The following is a 16,146-nucleotide window of genomic DNA, read 5'->3' on the forward strand; positions in this document are numbered from 1 at the left end:
TTGTTTATTTATTTGATCTGAACATAGTATAAGACATTAAAACCATAAAATTCTGGCGATAATTTCAGTGGAGCCTGAAAAAAATGAGTGTTTTTATTAAAGGGGAAGGGCGGCTTCGTCCCGTGGTTTCACAAAACCAACAGAAAACGTTTGTTGATTGTTTTTGCAGGTGTAATCAAGTAAACTAAGACACACCCAATCAATTGCTATCTGTCCCCATCATCCAAAGGTAAGATAGAAGAAAGGAGCCAAATTAATGGCAATCTATACCGATACAAAAATCACGCAGGGACCTTTTCTTTTCATTTCTGGTCAAACGCCGTCACAAGACGGAGCCACACCTGAGGACCCGCAAGAGCAAACAGCCATCGTTTTGAAGAAAATCGAAGAGCATTTATCAGCCAATCAACTGTCTTGGTCATCAGTGGTCAAAATGACCGTCTTTTTAACGGATGCTGCTTACTTAGCTGCTGTCCGTACGGCATTCACAACCATTTTGGCAGAAAACAAACCGGCCATGAGTCTCGTCATCGTTGCCGGCTTGGTTGCCCCTGAATTTAAAGTGGAGATTGAAGCACAAGCCACCTTGGCTTAAAAAGGCGCAACACCAAAAAACTTCGTACTGGCGATTGCCTTCCCTACGAAGTTTTTTGGTGTTTGCTTCTTATTTGGTTGGAAAATTAGTGCCTTCTGAAGGAACTGATCCGGTCTTTTTTTGCCACTGCTCCACAAAGCCGGCGATGGCTTGAGCAGTCTGTTGAGCATTAATCAAGGTTCGCTTTTTTTCCATCGCTTCTGCCAAGGAAACTGGTCCTTGTTGGATACTGAAGACTGTTGGAAGCAATTGCGACAGTTCGCCGAGACGTTCGGTTCGGGAGCCACAGATTGCAACAATTGGGAGTTGGCGTTTTTGAGCGAGCAAAGCGACACCATAGGGTACTTTCCCCCTAGCTGTTTGGCCATCGATACGACCTTCACCGGTGATCAATAAGTCTGCTCCTTTGATTTTTTCCTCAAATCCAATCAAGGAAGCAATCGTCGAAAATCCCGGAACCAACTGACCACCTGCCAAATAAACCGCACCACCAAGGCCCCCAGCTGCACCAGAACCAGGGACTTCCAAATCGATCCCCGTGGTCCGCTTGATGTGTTCAGCCAAACGCTTTGCTTGTTGATCCAACTGCTGGATCGTTTCTTTGGTTGCCCCTTTCTGTGAACCAAAAACTGACGCAAATCCTTGTTCACCTGAATAAGGATTTGTTACATCGGCTAAAGCAAACAGGTCAATTTGTGCAAGCAGAGGGTTCAACTGGCTGAGCTCCAGAGATTCTGCCTGCAGCAAAGGATTGTTTTCCATTCGCACGTTTCTTTGAATGGTTGCTCCTAACGCAAGTAAAAAGCCTACGCCCCCATCAGAAGTGCCGCTACCGCCAAGGGTCAGGTAAATTTTTTTCACTCCTTGTCTGCAAGCTGCTAAGACCATTTGGCCTAAACCAAAAGAAGAGCTATTGCGGGTGGTCTCGTCACTAGGTTCCACGAGTTGCAATCCGATCACTTCCGCAGATTCAATCAAAGCGATTTTTTCTTCATTGATTTTTGTGACCAACATACGGGCTTGCAACTTACCACCTAATGGGTCGGTCACTGGAACCGTTTCGTAATTGCCTCCAAACGCAGCAAAAACTGCTGCCATCGAGCCTTCTCCCCCATCAGCGATGGGAATACTACATTTTTCCCACTGGTCTGAAAACCCGCTTAAGACCGCTTGATTTAATTCTGCGGAAGTGGCGCTTCCTTTGAAGGAATCAATCGCTGCTATAATTTTCATCATTCTGCCTCTCCTTCTAGATCATCTCTTTGTCAGAGATGGGGGCACCTACGTTAATAATCAACCTATGGTTAATCAAATCAACCAAAAGTTAACTAGTAATCCATTGTAAGTTATCCCTTCTCCTCTTATGATAGAAGTATATCAAACAAACCTATCGGAGGTGTACTATGGACTTACCAATTGGCGAGGAAATCGCCCGGAGAAGAAAACACAGAGGCGTTACGCAGCAAGAATTAGCAGCATTTATGAACGTGTCAAAAGCATCCGTTTCAAAATGGGAAACGGGACAGACGTATCCAGATATCACTTCACTGCCCTTATTAGCGGCGTATTTTGATTGCAGCGTCGATGAATTATTGATTTTAGATTCGCAGCTATCACCTAAAGAGATCCAGCGAATCTACCAATTATTAAAAGACGCCTTCCAAACAAAAACACCAACGGAAGTTCTCGCTCTTGCTCAAAGTTTTACCAAACGGTATTACTCTTGTTATCCATTCTTATTACAAATGGGGTCCTTTTACTTGAATCATTGGGATCTGTTGCCGGATGTCCCCGTAGAAGGCGTCCCGAAAGGGCAAACTTACGAAGACGCTTTGATGGAAGCAAAGAAAAATACCTATTTGAAGGAAGCAGAAACCCTGTACCAACGGATCATGGACCAAGGAGACAGTGAGCTGGCACAACAAGCGAAACAGATCGATGCTTATTGTCTTCTGATGAGAAACAAGCCAGAAGAAGTCTTGGCGATCCTTGGCACGAAAACTCTCTCTTTTTTACCTAGCGAACCGTTGATTGCCGCAGCATTTCAGCAAAAAAATCAGTTGCAACAAGCTGAGATCGTTACGCAAAGTGCGATTTACCAGTACTTAATTATTTTTATGAGTTTGCTAACGAATTATTTAGCAATGCTCACACAAGACGAGGAGCAACTGGAAAAAAACTATGCACGTGGACTGGCACTCAGCGAGAGCTTCCAACTGGCCGAATTGCATCCCCTTTCTTTACTGAATTTTCTAGCCGCTGGGATGGTTTCGTTTGCTGCTTTAGGAAAAGAAAGCTTATTGTTACAAGCATTAACGCTGTATGTCAAAACATTAGAAGCTACTCCAGAGGAAATCGTTTTGAAAGGAGATGATTATTTCAACAGCATCGATGAGTGGATCAGTGAATTAGAATTAGGGAGTCAGATCCCGCGTAACTCAGGTAGTGTCAAAAAACAATTTCTTGCAATAGCACAGCTGACACCCTTGTTTGAACCGTATCAAGAAAAACCCTCATTTAAAGAGTTGTTTCAGCGCTTGAGCAATTTGGCTGAACAAGTATCTAATTCGCAAAGGAGTGACTCACATGAATAGTTTTTCACTAAACGTACCAGAAAATATATCTGATTATTTGCCCATACTGATCCCTCTGATTCTTTTGCAATTGATCTTGATCGTTTTGGCAGTTCGAGATATTTTAAAACAAGAACAATTTAAGTTCGGCTCTCGTATTCTTTGGCTCTTCATCGCCTGTTTTGTTAGCCTGATCGGTCCTATCCTTTATTTTGCTTTTGGAAAAGGGGATCAACAATGAAGATGATCGAGATCAATCACTTATCCAAACATTTTGGGCATAAACAAGTGCTACAAGACCTATCCTTTTCGGTCCCCAAAGGGAGTGTCGTGGGATTTGTAGGGGAAAACGGCGCCGGCAAAACAACCACCATGAAAGCGATTTTAGGGTTACTCCCTATTGATGAAGGCGAAATCACTGTCTGTGGCGAACCAGTACAATTTGGCTCAACCAAGACCAATCGCTGGATCGGCTATTTACCAGATGTGCCGCAGTTTTACTCTTTTATGACAGCTGTAGAATATTTGACTTTCTGCGGAAAAATTCAGCCAAATAAAGAATCTTTTCAGCCTCAGCGAGTGATGGAAGTCTTAGAGTTGGTAGGCCTGAAAGCTTCGAAACAAAAAATCGCTGGCTTTTCTCGCGGCATGAAGCAACGTCTAGGGTTAGCCCAAGCTCTGATCAACCGCCCCGCCATCTTGATTTGTGATGAACCAACATCCGCACTAGACCCTCTAGGACGCAAAGCATTTCTTGATGTATTGGAAAAAATCAAAGAAGAAACGACAGTGCTTTTTTCCTCTCATATTCTCGCAGATGTCGAACAGCTGTCAGATTATATTGCGATTTTGCACAAAGGTCAGATCCGTGCGTTCGAAACGATGGATTCCTTAAAAAACCGTTATCGAAAAACCGTCTTTGGGATTGTCTTTACCGACGAAGGTGACCATTTAAAATTTGCCAAAGTGTTAGCAATCCACGGCATATCGGCAAAAAGAAAGAACAATCAATTACTGATCGATGAACAAACTGGAACCAATATCGGTTCACAGCTGCTACAATTGCTGAACGAACAACACATTGTCCCAGAATCCTTTCAAAGAATCGAACCATCGTTAGAGTCGATTTATTTGGAGGTGATCAAATGAATGCGTTTCTTGTTTTCTTAAAGAAAGAGTTTCTCGGCGGTCTTCGCAGCAAAAAACTACTGATTTGCTTGATCCTGTTTGCCCTGATTGGTATGCTTTCTCCCTTTACTGCCAAAATCATGCCAGATCTGATGGCCAGTATGATGCCGGAATCGATTGAAATCACGATTGCTGATCCGACATCGATCGATGCGTGGCTTCAGTTTTACAGCAACATCGGCACGATTGGCCTGCTAGTATTTGTGATTCTTTTTACCGATACGCTCTCAGCCGAAATAAATCAGGGTACCTTTATTCAGCTGATCACCAGAGGCTTACCAAAAACCACGATCGTCATAGCAAAAGCTTGCTATTTAATGATTCTTTGGTCTTTGAGTTACCTCATAAGTGCCAGTGTCAGTGCTTTTTATACGAAGATTTATTTCGATGATTCCAGCGCTGCTCAAGTCCCTAGCGCTTTGGTCAGCTATTGGCTTTTCGGTTTACTAGCAATCAGCATCCTGCTGCTAGGTTCCAGCTTTGCTAAAAGTATCTATCAAGGTTTGTTGTTTATTGGCGTTTGTTATCTGATGGGCATGTTAGGCAACCTATGGAGTCAAGTAACAAACTGGAATCCATATTCCCTTTCCAGCCAATTTCCTAACTACTTAACCGACCAAATCAAACTAGGGGAACTGCTGCCAGCACTGTTGTTAACTTGCTTTTTGATCATCGCTTGTTTGACTGGTTCCATAGCTGTTCTAAGAAAAAGAAAATATTAAAAAACATCGGTGCAGATTTTTTGCACCGATGTTTTGCTTCTGAAATGTTACTCTATTTTGCTGTTCCTTGGACTTTCACAGATTTCTTGGCCTGCATTTTTTGTTCGATTCTCATGAAGAGCCGCATGAAGAAGGCAATCAAGTAGATTGAAAAGGCAGAAATAAGTGCTTCTTGCCAAGAAAAGATCAGAAGGTTCAATAAGATGATGATCAAATTGGTTAAGAAAACCCCACTAGATCTGCGAATGCCATAGTATTTTTCCAAAATTAGTGGCGGAATCGTCACGCCGCCATTAGACGCACCAATTTTGTAGAGCGAAAAGATGCCGAAGCTAAAGAAGAAACTACCTAAAATCAATGAGATGGAATAAAAGCGCAGCAGCATAATTTCTGGTAAAAGTGCTAGAAGAACGGGAAATGCCAAACTACCGATAACCGTATTGACAAAGACCTCTCGTTTCAAAAGTAAAAACGCAAGGGCCAGCATCAATAAATTTATACCCCAGACAACGATATGGCGATTGATCGACCAGCCAGTTTCGATGAGGTAGCCAATCGACCCGACGCCGGCAGAAGCAATGCTGTGAGGTAAAAGGAAGAAGTTTAATGCGATGCAGATCCATAGCACCCCAAGCAATAAAGCAAGATTTTTTTTGATAAGTGTTTCCATCAACGTTCTCCTTTCGATCTGGCAACTATTTTTATGTATAAAAGCTTCTGTCTATTCTATCAAAAAAATCGTAAAAGAAAGAACCAATTTTTTCATGAAAACATGAAAAAATTGATTCTGACCTTCAAGAAAGTATTCTGCTATTTTTTCATTCCTTTAAGATTGCTGTTAAGCTGCACAGCAATCACAAGCGGAAAGGATTTCTTCTACAACAGATTCCCGCCATGCTCTTCTATTCGCCATACGTTTCTTCTCTGACGGCAAATGAACAAAGTAAACCGACAATTCTGATCCTTTAATCAATTGATAGGACATCAAGCGATTTTTTTGCTGCAATAACAGCTGATGCTTTTTCGGGGAAAGGGAAAGATCAGTTGCGGACACCAATTGCTTTAATGCCTCTGGATGACAAAGGTTTCTTTCTGGTGCGACACTGATCAATTGGCTGACCTCTGCTAATTTCATCGCCTCGATCACCCGCAGCGTTGCCCGCGGATCATGGATATCCGTCAAAAAAACCGACTGGCAACCTTGCAATGCCCGAACGAGTCGTCCTAAATCGAGAAAGTCACCATCAATGATCGTCTCACGCGCAGCATCAATCTGTTGCAAACGCTCCGTTGCCTGGCGGGCATAGAGTACTAGGGAGAAATTGGTTCTTTCTAAAAGTGTTTGGCGTGTCAGCTGCCCAATCGTTCCAGCAGCACCTAAAATCGCAAGTCGTTTCATAAGCTTCCTTTCTATTGGATTCCATTGAGCAGAACGTTTCAATTTCCATAGTAGCGAATTCAGTCATTAAGACTTAGTGACCAAATTGGCTTTTCGTTGACGCAATCGTTCTTCTGTCGGCAGAACATGCTCGTCGTAATGTTCTAGTTTGTATTCTAAACGTTCAACAGCTTCCGTCATATCTGAGATTTTCTCCCTGAGTACCGCAATTTGTTCTGCTAAGAGCTGCTTGCGCTCAGGAACCGTCCCTCGCCCTTCTTCAAATAAAGCCAGGTAATGACTCAACCCATCAATCGATAGTCCAGCATTACGCATTTGCCTAGTAAAGGTGATCCATTTTAAGTCGTCATCATCAAATTCACGAACACCGTTTTTATTGCGTTTGACCGGCGGAATCAGCCCAATTTTTTCATAGTAACGGATGGTATCAGCTGAGACACCGCTCAGTTCACTGACTTTTTTGATATTCATGACTTCACTTCCTTGTTTTGCATTTTTTCCTAGATCGTTTTGTATGCTACGAGCCAGAAGCCCTTTTGTTACTCGTTATTCCGCTCCTACCACTGCATGAGGCAAGTAAGGCTCTTCCAAATAAGCAATCTCTTCGGCAGTCAGCTTTAGATCAAGGGCAGGTAAAGCATCCAATAAGTGGCTTTCTTTTGTTGCGCCAATAATTGGTGCGACCACTTGTTCTTTTTGCAATAACCAAGCCAAGGCGATTTGCGACCGTTTGCTTTGGTGATTGTCAGCGATCTTTGCGACTCGTGCCACGATCTCCCGGTCTTGTTCCATCGTTTTGTCGTACTTTTGATTGGCGGTTTTATCCGTTAAGTACCGTTTGGTCTCTGCACCCCAATCTCTTGTTAAACGTCCAGCAGCCAAAGGACTATATGGCGTCACGGCAATTTTTTGATCGGCACACAAGGGCATCATTTCTCGCTCTTCTTCTCGATAAAGCAAGTTTAAGTGATTTTGCATCGAAACAAATTTGGTCCAGCCATTTTTCTCTGCAACTGCTTGTGCTTTGGCAAATTGCCAAGCGTACATCGCGGATGCACCAATATAGCGCACTTTTCCAGAAACCACCAAATCATGTAAGGCCTTCATGGTTTCTTCAATTGGCGTGTGGTAATCCCAACGATGGATGATATACAAATCAATGTAGTCCATTTGTAGGCGTTTTAAGCTTTGTTCGACTTGATAAAAGATCGCTTTTCGAGACAGCCCTCCACTGTTTGGCCGTTGCTTCATTTTTGAATACAGTTTTGTGGCAACCACGATCTCATCCCGCGGAGCAAAATCATTCAATGCTCGACCGACGATTTCTTCGCTCGCTCCATAAGAATAGACATTTGCCGTATCAAAAAAGTTGATGCCTAGATCCAAGGCTTTTTTGATGACTTCGCGACTATCTGCTTCTTCTAACACCCACTCATGAAAGCCACTATTGGGATCGCCAAATCCCATTGTCCCTAAACATAATGGTGACACATCAAGTCCCGTATTGCCAAATTTTACATAGTTCATTTGCTCGTCCTCCTGTTTTTTAAGTTACACTAAGCATACAGGTTGAAGTGCACTCTAAGTCAAGCGAATCAGCAAACTTTTTTTCATTTTACTCGCAAATGACTCATAATGACATGCTTTTTGTCTTGCGTTTCATTTCGAATCAGCTTTTGGTACACTAAAGATAAGTATCGATACGCTATCTAGCTGAGAAAAAGGAGCGGAAGATTTTGACTTGTATTTTTTGTACTGCCTCAAAACATGCGATCATTGAAAACGAACGCTTTTATGCGATCTTTGATAAGTTTCCCGTCACCCCTGGACACCTGCTATTGATCCCCAAAGAACATCGAAGGGATTATTTTGCCCTCACCCAAGAGGAATTACAAGACTTGCAGGCTTTGTTGCAGGAAGGCAAAGCCTATTTGTTGGAAACCTATCGACCAGACGGCTTCAACATCGGCTTCAATTGCGGGGAGGCTGCCGGACAGACGGTCTTTCATTGCCATTGTCATTTGATCCCACGCTACCAAGGCGACGTGGAGGAACCAAAAGGCGGCGTTCGAGGCGTGATTCCTGACAAGCAAGCCTACTAAATACAAACAAGCCGTTTCTTCCAGCAAAGGGAAACGGCTTGTTTGTGTTTGTTAAAAATGAGGACGCTTAGGAATTGATCGCTGAATGGTTCATCAACCGATTGATATGAACGCCTAGATAGACGATTTCATTGACAGGGATCTTCGTTTGATATTCTTTATCGATATAGGCTTTGACTTTTGTCGCGATCTCCATAGCATTTGGATAAAGAGCCCACATTTGACGGTATAGTCCTTCGTCTTCTTCTTGCAGCAGACCATCCAAAAAGAACCGGTCAACGAAGAAACGCACGTGGGTGATAAAGCGATTATAATGGATCGAATTGGTGTTGACGTCTTGCTGGATCGAGTAGCGTACCATATTGACGATCAACCCGATCAATTTGGCTTTTTTCAACCCATCTTGATTTTCCTCGGTGTTCGACTGGGCATTGATCAAATGAAACGCGATATTGGAGGATTCTTCTTCCGGCAGATCAATTTGATACTTCTCTTTCAACAAGCGTAGTGCCTGTTCGGCGGCTCGAAATTCCTCCGTATAGTAATTCTTGATTTCCCAATAGAGTCGATTCGTCACACTCAAGCCTTTTTGCTGACGTTCCACAGCAAAGTGCAAGTGATCCGATAAGGTAAGGTAAATCGTTGAATTTAGCGGATAGGGCAGCATTTTTTGCGCCAGCTGAACGATTTCTTTGGTCATTTCAAAATAGTACAACGGAATCTCATCCACCAAATCGGCAAACTGACCCGATTTTTTTTCATCGATTGGCAGAAAAACTTGATCGATCTGGGTATCGGCTATGCTGTCGCCGACTTTCTTTCCATAGCCGATCCCCTTCCCAAGTGCAATCATTTCCTGGCCTTCCTTATCAACAAGTACGACACTTGAATTTAAGACTTTCTTGATGTAAATCATGCACTCTCGCTCCTCACTGTTTATTCTGCCAAACTTGCGCCATTGGTAGCGATCACTTCTTTGTACCAATCGAAGGAATCTTTTTTCAAACGGTCATAACTGCCGTTTCCTTCATCATCGGCATCCACATAAATGAAGCCGTAGCGTTTCGTCACTTGTGACGTCCCAGCACTGACCAGATCGATCGGTGCCCATGAAGTATAACCAATCAAATCGACTCCTTCATCGATGGCTTCCTTCATTTGTTTGAAGTGTGCCTTGAAATAATTGACCCGATACGGATCATGCACTTGACCGTCTTCAAGGACATCCACGGCACCCATACCATTTTCAACGATCATCAATGGCACTTGATACCGATCATACAATGAAAGCAAGGAGATTTTCAAGCCTTTAGGATCGATCTGCCAGCCCCATTCAGTTGACGGCAGCTTGGGATTTTTTACCCCTAAAACCGTATTGCCCGGTGTCCGTTCCGCATGTGGGTCGCCTGATTCAGCCATAGACATATAATAACTGAAAGAAAGAAAATCAACGGTGTGATCTTTTAAGATTTGGCGGTCTTCTGGTGCCATTTCAATCTTGATGCCCCGTTTTTCCAGATCTTTTTCAATCATTCGCGGATAAGCACCTTTGACTTGAACGTCCGCATAAAAATCATTTTCCAAGTTTTTCTTTAAAGTTAATTCAACATCCAATGGGTCACAAGTCAATGGATACGTCATCAACTTCGTGATCATACAGCCGACTTTGTTGTCGGGATTTATTTCATGGGCGATTTTTGTCACTAATGAGCTGGCCACAAATTGGTGATGGAGGGCTTGATATACGTCTTGCTCTTCCTTACCAGCTTCTGATTGCTCAGGAATGAGACCTGCTGTTGTAAAGGGATGACGATGGATACTGTCGATTTCGTTAAAGGTCAGCCAATACTCCACATACTCCCCAAATTCTTCAAAGCAGACAGTCGCAAAACGGACAAAGTCATCGATCACTTTACGTTCCACCCAGCCATTGTACTTCAAGCTCAGCGCTAACGGCATCTCATAGTGAGACAACGTTACGATCGGTTTGATTCCCAAACGCTGCATTTCTTGGAAGACATTGCGGTAAAAAGCGATCCCTTCTGGATTAGGTGTCGTTTCTTCCCCAGTTGGGAACAATCGGGTCCATGCAATCGATAAACGCAATACTTTAAAACCTATCTCCGCAAATAAAGCCAAATCTTCTGGATAGCGATGATAGAAGTCGATCCCTCGGCGTTTTGGATAGATGGTATCCGTTGAATCCGCCATTGCTTCTTTGACGGCTTCAACAGTCACGCTCATATGTGCTGCAAAGTTTTTCACGTCGACATGAGGTTTGTAAGTAGCCACATCCGCTACCGACAAGCCTTTGCCGCCAAGATTCCATCCCCCTTCTACTTGATTTGCGGCGATAGCGCCACCCCATAAGAAGTCCTTTGGAAAAGTTGTTTCAGTCATTTTTTCAATCCCCTTTTACATTGTTTTTGTTGCATTGCTCATTGGTTTAGACGATCGGTGCAATCGATAAAACACCTTGTTCGTTGCGCTCATCGGTTGATTCGATCGGTTTGACCGTAAAGTTCTCTTGATTGGTGACCACACAGATCACGATTGGATCAAACCCAGCTGCTTTGATGGCATCTAGATCAAATTGAATCAGTGGTTGCCCTTGTTTCACTTGATCCCCCGCTTTCACGTAAGGGGTAAAGTGTTTGCCTTCTAATTGAACGGTATCCAAGCCGATATGAAAGAGCAATTCTGCGCCATTACGAGTTTTTAACCCGATCGCATGGTTGGTTTCAAACAACATCGTGATTTCGCCATCTTCCGGTGCGATCAATTCGCCAGACGTCGGTATGATCCCGAAACCTTCTCCGATCATACCGCTTGAAAAGACTTCATCGTTGACTTCAGATAGGGCTACCACTTGGCCTTCTACTGGTTTACTCAATACTTCGGCTTTCGGATCGGCAACTGTCGTCTTATTTTCCACTGTTTTGTCTTTGAATAAGAAAAGGACAAGGACGAAGGAAACAGCAAAGGATACCCCTAACGTGACTAATGCCCACACAAGATTCATCGGGTTGGCTTCATCGACGAACATAGTGATACTTGCTAGACCGGGACCAACTAATGCGAAGGCCTTGATGGCAAATAACCCAGCCACTGCACCACCAACTAGGCTGGAAGCCATCACGCCGTAAAGCACTCGTTTGTGCAGGATCGTCACCCCATACAAAGCAGGCTCGGTTATGCCAAAAAGGGCGGAGATGCCTGCAGAAACAGCGGTTGAACGAAGTTTTTGGTCTTTGGTCCGAACACTCACCGCAAAACAAGCACCGGCTTCTGCGATGTTATGTGCCAATGAGGCAGGTAAGTATAACAGCTCTGCCCCCATCTCACTCATAGACGAAACAGCATAAGGAATCATAGCTTTGTGCATACCGGTAACCACCATCAATGGTAAAACAGCGGCTAAGATCCCTGTTGCCACCCAACCTAAATGGGCATACAGCCAAATGATCGCTGCTGAAAAAATCGTTCCGACTTCAAAGCCTAATGGGCCTAAAATCAATAAAGCAACTGGAACCGTAATAACTAAGCTCATCATTGGAACAAAGAAGATACGGATCGGTTTTGGTGAGATTCGGGTAAACAGTTTTTCAATTTGAGCGTAAAATAAAACCGTTAAAATGGCTGGAAATACTTGTGACGCATAGGCGATATTTTGTAAACCGAAGCCCATGAAAGCTGCGCCATCTGTCAATATTGTCGTTAGTTCAGGCAAAATCAAGGCACCGACAGCGGAAACCGCCACCAATTGGTTGACCTTTAATTTATTTGCCGTGGTGATCGCCACTAAAATCGGTAAGAAATACAATGGTGCGCCACCGATCAGATTCAAAATTTGATACGTCTGGCTCGTATTGTCCATCAATCCAGTGACAGAAGCAAGTAACAGTAAGGATTTCAAGACGCCCCCTCCAGCGACTGCTGGAATCAACGGTTGAAAAATCGAGATAATAAAATCAAGCAGGACCGCACCCCACGATTGTTTTTGTTTGCCTTCACTTCCTCCATCCGCTGTTAGCTCATGACCTAACACGTTCATAACCTCATCATACACTTCGACGACATCATTGCCGATGATGACTTGGCATTGGACATTTTGTCGCACCCCAATCACGCCATCGACTTTTTCCAAGGCATCTTTTTGTACGAGGCCATTGTCTTTTAAGGTAAAGCGCAAGCGTGTGGAGCAATGTTCCAAATGTGCGATATTTTCTTTTCCGCCAATCAACTCAACGATGGCAGTTGCCGTTTCTTTTACATTCATAATTTTCTTCTCCTTTAATTAGTTTTCCTTTGTTGGCCAAACAAAGAAAAAAGCAGACAACACCTACAAAAACATTGAACGGAATCCAACGATCCCTTCCATGTTTTTTATAGGTCCTGCCTGCATTACCAGTCACATGCCTGTTTTATTACTTGCATAATACCATGCTTCATTTGAAAACGCAACCACTGTTTTTTAAAAATTTTCCTCAAGTCTTTTTCTGAATCTGGAAGTTTGTTACACTTAGTGGATAATCAGTTGTTTCGTCTACCTTGGCTTGCACCAGAAGCAAGAAGAACACCGCTGGCTAAACGTATCATAAGAAAGGATGAATAAGGATGACGCCATTGAATCACTCACTGCATGTTGCCGTCCCCACAGCATTTGACCATGCAGAAAGACTTGACACGAAAAGGACGATCGCTCATATCTTGCAACTGCAAAAACAAGGGATCAAATCGGTTTTGGTGTGTGGCTCCACCGGTGAACAGCATTCATTGACTTTAACAGAAAAAAAACAGCTTCTACATGCCTTAGCGCAAGAAACCAGCTGGGCAGCCGATTTCGAAGTCCTCTTCGGTTTAGCTGGCATTGTATTTCATGAAACGCTCGCGTTGGCAGAAACAATCAGCAAAAATCCCCGAATCGATGGTGTGGTTTTAGGCTTTCCCCCTTATCTTTGCCTGACCCAAAAGGAAGCCGTCCTCTATGCTCAGGGATTGATCCATACTTGCGAAAAACCAGTTATTTTATACAACAATCCCCGCCGCACGGGCTTTGATTTATCTGCAGAAAGTCTCTTGACCTTGATCGCTGACCCTCGGGTGATCGGCTTAAAAGAAGCTGGCAGTAAGGAGCGAGTGCCTCAACTAAAAACAAAGACGGCTGCCGATTTTCGTTTTTATGCTGGTGGTGAAGCGGACTTGGCGGAAAAGGTCGCACTAGGGTTTAACGGGCTGTCATCAATGGCAGGAAACCTTTGTCCCGAGGAGATCCAGGTGATTTGGCAAGGGTTACTCAAAGGTGCTGCAACGATTTCTACGTCGAATGAATGGCAGAAAATGGAACAAGCAGCTGCCGGCGATCCAACAGATACCATCAGCTATCTTCCGTGGCTCAAGCAGCAAATCACCATTGATGGACAGCCCTTTGGCTTTTGTCGTCAGCCGCTAGGTCTAGAAACGAGTGATCGGTTTAGCACTGGCTCAATTCCTCCTCATCTAGCATAAGAAAGGCAGGAGAACCAGATAAATGAAGATTGATCCACAACTAAAGCACTATATTGAAAGCTCCATCATCCCACAATACAACCAATTGGATAGCAGTCACTCCCCAGCGCACGTCCACCAAGTGATCCAAAATAGTTTTGAGATTGCTGAAACATTGCCTGTTGACCTGAATATCGTCTATACGGTAGCTGCCTACCATGATATCGGCTTGCTCTATGGCCGCAAAAACCACGAAAGCAATTCCCGCAAGATCGTTGAACAAGATGCTGTGTTGCCACGCTTTTTCTCTCCTCCAGTCATTTCAATGATCGGCGAAGCAGTAGAAGACCATCGCGCCTCGCTGCCCTATGAGCCTCGCTCGCTTTATGGCAAAATTATTTCCGAAGCCGATCGTGACTTAGATTTTGAGCGAATCCTCAAGCGAACCTTGCTTTTTGCTTATGAGAAAAAGCAACTCACAGATCTAGAACAATTGCACCAAGAAGCGTATCAGTACATTTCAAAGAAATATGGTCCTCAAAGTGAGCTGAAGGTTTGTTTGGATTATCGCAAAAACCAAGACGGTTTGGCGATCATTTATCAAAAGTTAGCACAACCTGAAAGCTTTCGTCACTCCTTTGAAAAAATCGTGCCGTTAGTTATCGCTACAAGCAAAGAAACTGACGATTGACACTTTGATCCAGCACCAGACTTTAAATAGAAACCCTCTGATTTCAAAATACGCCAAGTGTTTGCGTGCGCTGAATCAGAGGGCTTTTATTGTTATTCTAGTTCTTTTTTCACGGAAGTCTCCCCTCTCCTTCATTGCTCAAACGATTCTATCGAAATAAAAGAGCAGTAATTGGTTTTCTTCAATCGACAGACGCCCTTCTAAATAACCTTCCTTTTTTCACCGAATTTACTCTTTGTAAGCAAGATAGTTTGCTGAAAATAAAAAAAATGGTATTTTTATTTTATCAAGTGATAAAATAATAGGAGGAATCGTTATGTTTTTGGCAATCAATGAAATACGCCATTCCAAATTGCGTTACGCCCTAGTCACAGGAGTCATGTTTTTAATCGCCTATCTGGTCTTTTTTTTAACTGGCTTAGCGTATGGGTTGGCTCAAGATAATCGGATGGCGGTCGACAAATGGGAGGCAGATCAAATTTTGTTGACTGAAGAAGCAAATGATAATTTAAACATGTCGATGCTTCCTCGCAGTCTTTATGACGAAGTCGATGCACCAGAAAAAGCTGTTTTGGCGCAAACCGCTGGGGTAGTGACTAAAGAAGACAACGGTGAAAAAGTCGATGTCACCTTTTTCGGCATTGATCCAGATCAATTTCTAGCACCAAATATTACCGATGGCGAGATGTTTGCGTCAGATGATGAAGCGGTCGCAGACAGCAGCATTGAGGAAGAATACGGGATTTCCATTGGTGACACCATCAAATTAGCCGGCAGTGACAAAAAATTGAAAATCGTCGGTTTTACAGATAACGCCCGCTTCAGTGTTGCTCCGGTCCTCTACACCTCGATCGGTGCCTATCAAGAAATTCGTTTTGAAAAAGAAGATGATTCAGAAAATGCCCGTATCAACGCGATCGTAACTCGTGGCAAAATCAAAGAAGTGCCAGATGATCTAGTCGCTACGGATATCAGCAAATTTATTAATGAATTGCCTGGTTACAACGCACAAGTGCTGACCTTTGGCTTTATGATCGGGTTCTTGATCGTGATCGCTGCCATCGTTATCGGTATTTTTATCTATGTGCTAACGATGCAAAAATCAGAAATTTTCGGTGTCATGAAAGCCCAAGGGATCTCTAGCCGCTACATTGCTTTTTCGGTGATTGCCCAAACGTTCTTATTGGCAACCTCGGGTGTTTTGATCGGTGGGTTGGCAACGATCGGTACCGCCCTCGTGTTACCTGCAGCAGTGCCATTCCAAATCAATCTATTATTCTTTGCTAGTATCAGTGTAATGATGATTCTGATCGCGATGCTAGGTGCTTTCTTCTCGGTGCGAACGATTGTAAAAATCGACCCATTGAAAGCAATCGGATAGGAGGAAAA

The 16,146-nt window shown here is 43.5% G+C and carries 17 protein-coding genes; 9 read left to right on the plus strand and 8 right to left on the minus strand.

All coding sequences use genetic code 11. The features are described 5' to 3' along the window. Nucleotides 1–256 precede the first annotated feature (256 nt). The gene (locus tag IGI92_RS10000; RefSeq protein WP_008378531.1) at nt 257–595 is read left to right on the plus strand and encodes a RidA family protein; all 339 of its coding nucleotides are present in this window, start codon (nt 257–259) and stop codon (nt 593–595) included. Nucleotides 596–664: 69 nt separating this feature from the next. Here IGI92_RS10000 and IGI92_RS10005 read toward each other — a convergent pair whose 3' ends face one another. Then, on the minus strand, nt 665–1,831 hold the full coding sequence (locus IGI92_RS10005) for a glycerate kinase family protein (RefSeq protein WP_301387609.1): 1,167 nt from the start codon (nt 1,829–1,831) through the stop codon (nt 665–667). Between the two features lie 167 nt (nt 1,832–1,998). Between IGI92_RS10005 and IGI92_RS10010 the strand changes: the two genes are divergently transcribed. Genes IGI92_RS10010 through IGI92_RS10025 form a run of 4 tightly spaced genes read left to right on the plus strand, consistent with a single transcriptional unit; the run spans nt 1,999 to nt 5,078 of the window. Next, nucleotides 1,999–3,189 (plus strand): helix-turn-helix domain-containing protein, encoded by a 1,191-nt coding sequence (locus tag IGI92_RS10010; RefSeq protein WP_005235276.1) that lies wholly within the window; start codon nt 1,999–2,001, stop codon nt 3,187–3,189. Continuing rightward, nucleotides 3,182–3,409: a PLD nuclease N-terminal domain-containing protein gene (locus tag IGI92_RS10015; RefSeq protein WP_005235274.1), complete on the plus strand. Its 228-nt coding sequence runs from the start codon at nt 3,182–3,184 to the stop codon at nt 3,407–3,409. The genes IGI92_RS10010 and IGI92_RS10015 overlap by 8 nt, the downstream gene beginning before the upstream one ends. Then, on the plus strand, nt 3,406–4,317 hold the full coding sequence (locus tag IGI92_RS10020) for an ABC transporter ATP-binding protein (RefSeq protein WP_005235273.1): 912 nt from the start codon (nt 3,406–3,408) through the stop codon (nt 4,315–4,317). The genes IGI92_RS10015 and IGI92_RS10020 overlap by 4 nt, the downstream gene beginning before the upstream one ends. Then, a complete protein-coding gene (locus tag IGI92_RS10025; protein ID WP_301387606.1) occupies nt 4,314–5,078 on the plus strand; it encodes an ABC transporter permease in 765 nt (254 codons plus the stop codon). The genes IGI92_RS10020 and IGI92_RS10025 overlap by 4 nt, the downstream gene beginning before the upstream one ends. 52 nt (nt 5,079–5,130) lie before the next feature. On the opposite strand, the gene IGI92_RS10030 is transcribed toward IGI92_RS10025, so the two are convergent. The 4 genes from IGI92_RS10030 to IGI92_RS10045 form a co-directional block, all read right to left on the minus strand. Then, a complete protein-coding gene (locus tag IGI92_RS10030) occupies nt 5,131–5,748 on the minus strand; it encodes a YitT family protein (protein WP_008378566.1) in 618 nt (205 codons plus the stop codon). 168 nt (nt 5,749–5,916) lie between these two features. Beyond that, nucleotides 5,917–6,477: an NAD(P)H-binding protein gene (locus IGI92_RS10035; protein WP_008378567.1), complete on the minus strand. Its 561-nt coding sequence runs from the start codon at nt 6,475–6,477 to the stop codon at nt 5,917–5,919. Between the two features lie 66 nt (nt 6,478–6,543). Continuing rightward, the gene (locus tag IGI92_RS10040; RefSeq protein WP_005235261.1) at nt 6,544–6,948 is read right to left on the minus strand and encodes a MerR family transcriptional regulator; all 405 of its coding nucleotides are present in this window, start codon (nt 6,946–6,948) and stop codon (nt 6,544–6,546) included. A 75-nt stretch (nt 6,949–7,023) separates the two neighbouring features. Then, on the minus strand, nt 7,024–8,004 hold the full coding sequence (locus IGI92_RS10045; protein WP_005235260.1) for an aldo/keto reductase: 981 nt from the start codon (nt 8,002–8,004) through the stop codon (nt 7,024–7,026). Between the two features lie 173 nt (nt 8,005–8,177). Here IGI92_RS10045 and IGI92_RS10050 point away from each other — a divergent pair, with 173 nt between their 5' ends. Continuing rightward, nucleotides 8,178–8,579, plus strand: a complete 402-nt coding sequence (locus IGI92_RS10050; protein WP_254905026.1) for an HIT family protein — start codon at nt 8,178–8,180, stop codon at nt 8,577–8,579. Between the two features lie 67 nt (nt 8,580–8,646). Here the strand turns inward: IGI92_RS10050 and IGI92_RS10055 are convergent, their stop codons facing one another. From IGI92_RS10055 to IGI92_RS10065, 3 genes are read right to left on the minus strand one after another with little or no spacing between them, the layout of a single operon-like run. After that, complete coding sequence (locus IGI92_RS10055; protein ID WP_430606859.1) at nt 8,647–9,495, minus strand: PRD domain-containing protein; 849 nt, start codon at nt 9,493–9,495, stop codon at nt 8,647–8,649. Between the two features lie 20 nt (nt 9,496–9,515). Beyond that, complete coding sequence (locus IGI92_RS10060) at nt 9,516–10,979, minus strand: glycoside hydrolase family 1 protein (RefSeq protein ID WP_008378571.1); 1,464 nt, start codon at nt 10,977–10,979, stop codon at nt 9,516–9,518. Between the two features lie 46 nt (nt 10,980–11,025). After that, nucleotides 11,026–12,858, minus strand: coding sequence for a beta-glucoside-specific PTS transporter subunit IIABC (locus tag IGI92_RS10065; protein ID WP_301387599.1), 1,833 nt, complete (start codon nt 12,856–12,858; stop codon nt 11,026–11,028). Nucleotides 12,859–13,196: 338 nt separating this feature from the next. Between IGI92_RS10065 and IGI92_RS10070 the strand changes: the two genes are divergently transcribed. From IGI92_RS10070 to IGI92_RS10080, 3 genes are all read left to right on the plus strand, one after another. Further along, nucleotides 13,197–14,087 carry a dihydrodipicolinate synthase family protein gene (locus IGI92_RS10070; protein ID WP_016620475.1) on the plus strand — a complete coding sequence of 297 codons (891 nt, stop codon included), beginning with the start codon at nt 13,197–13,199 and terminating at the stop codon, nt 14,085–14,087. A gap of 22 nt (nt 14,088–14,109) precedes the next feature. After that, complete coding sequence (locus IGI92_RS10075; protein WP_086299345.1) at nt 14,110–14,757, plus strand: HD domain-containing protein; 648 nt, start codon at nt 14,110–14,112, stop codon at nt 14,755–14,757. Nucleotides 14,758–15,073: 316 nt separating this feature from the next. Then, nucleotides 15,074–16,138: an ABC transporter permease gene (locus IGI92_RS10080; RefSeq protein WP_005235249.1), complete on the plus strand. Its 1,065-nt coding sequence runs from the start codon at nt 15,074–15,076 to the stop codon at nt 16,136–16,138. Nucleotides 16,139–16,146: the final 8 nt, after the last annotated feature.

It is taken from the genome of Enterococcus sp. DIV2379, from assembly GCF_050542965.1.
In the GTDB taxonomy this organism is placed as follows: domain Bacteria; phylum Bacillota; class Bacilli; order Lactobacillales; family Enterococcaceae; genus Enterococcus_D; species Enterococcus_D entomosocium.

What these genes read in the sequence shown, in the direction of transcription:
- IGI92_RS10020 (WP_005235273.1), top strand. Translation starts at nt 3,406, where the DNA reads ATGAAGATGATCGAGATCAATCACTTATCCAAACATTTTGGGCATAAA.
- IGI92_RS10010 (WP_005235276.1), top strand. Translation starts at nt 1,999, where the DNA reads ATGGACTTACCAATTGGCGAGGAAATCGCCCGGAGAAGAAAACACAGA.
- IGI92_RS10070 (WP_016620475.1), top strand. Translation starts at nt 13,197, where the DNA reads ATGACGCCATTGAATCACTCACTGCATGTTGCCGTCCCCACAGCATTT.
- IGI92_RS10025 (WP_301387606.1), top strand. Translation starts at nt 4,314, where the DNA reads ATGAATGCGTTTCTTGTTTTCTTAAAGAAAGAGTTTCTCGGCGGTCTT.
- IGI92_RS10060 (WP_008378571.1), bottom strand. Translation starts at nt 10,979, where the DNA reads ATGACTGAAACAACTTTTCCAAAGGACTTCTTATGGGGTGGCGCTATC.
- IGI92_RS10080 (WP_005235249.1), top strand. Translation starts at nt 15,074, where the DNA reads ATGTTTTTGGCAATCAATGAAATACGCCATTCCAAATTGCGTTACGCC.
- IGI92_RS10000 (WP_008378531.1), top strand. Translation starts at nt 257, where the DNA reads ATGGCAATCTATACCGATACAAAAATCACGCAGGGACCTTTTCTTTTC.
- IGI92_RS10055 (WP_430606859.1), bottom strand. Translation starts at nt 9,495, where the DNA reads ATGATTTACATCAAGAAAGTCTTAAATTCAAGTGTCGTACTTGTTGAT.
- IGI92_RS10005 (WP_301387609.1), bottom strand. Translation starts at nt 1,831, where the DNA reads ATGATGAAAATTATAGCAGCGATTGATTCCTTCAAAGGAAGCGCCACT.
- IGI92_RS10045 (WP_005235260.1), bottom strand. Translation starts at nt 8,004, where the DNA reads ATGAACTATGTAAAATTTGGCAATACGGGACTTGATGTGTCACCATTA.
- IGI92_RS10040 (WP_005235261.1), bottom strand. Translation starts at nt 6,948, where the DNA reads ATGAATATCAAAAAAGTCAGTGAACTGAGCGGTGTCTCAGCTGATACC.
- IGI92_RS10030 (WP_008378566.1), bottom strand. Translation starts at nt 5,748, where the DNA reads ATGGAAACACTTATCAAAAAAAATCTTGCTTTATTGCTTGGGGTGCTA.
- IGI92_RS10075 (WP_086299345.1), top strand. Translation starts at nt 14,110, where the DNA reads ATGAAGATTGATCCACAACTAAAGCACTATATTGAAAGCTCCATCATC.
- IGI92_RS10065 (WP_301387599.1), bottom strand. Translation starts at nt 12,858, where the DNA reads ATGAATGTAAAAGAAACGGCAACTGCCATCGTTGAGTTGATTGGCGGA.
- IGI92_RS10035 (WP_008378567.1), bottom strand. Translation starts at nt 6,477, where the DNA reads ATGAAACGACTTGCGATTTTAGGTGCTGCTGGAACGATTGGGCAGCTG.
- IGI92_RS10015 (WP_005235274.1), top strand. Translation starts at nt 3,182, where the DNA reads ATGAATAGTTTTTCACTAAACGTACCAGAAAATATATCTGATTATTTG.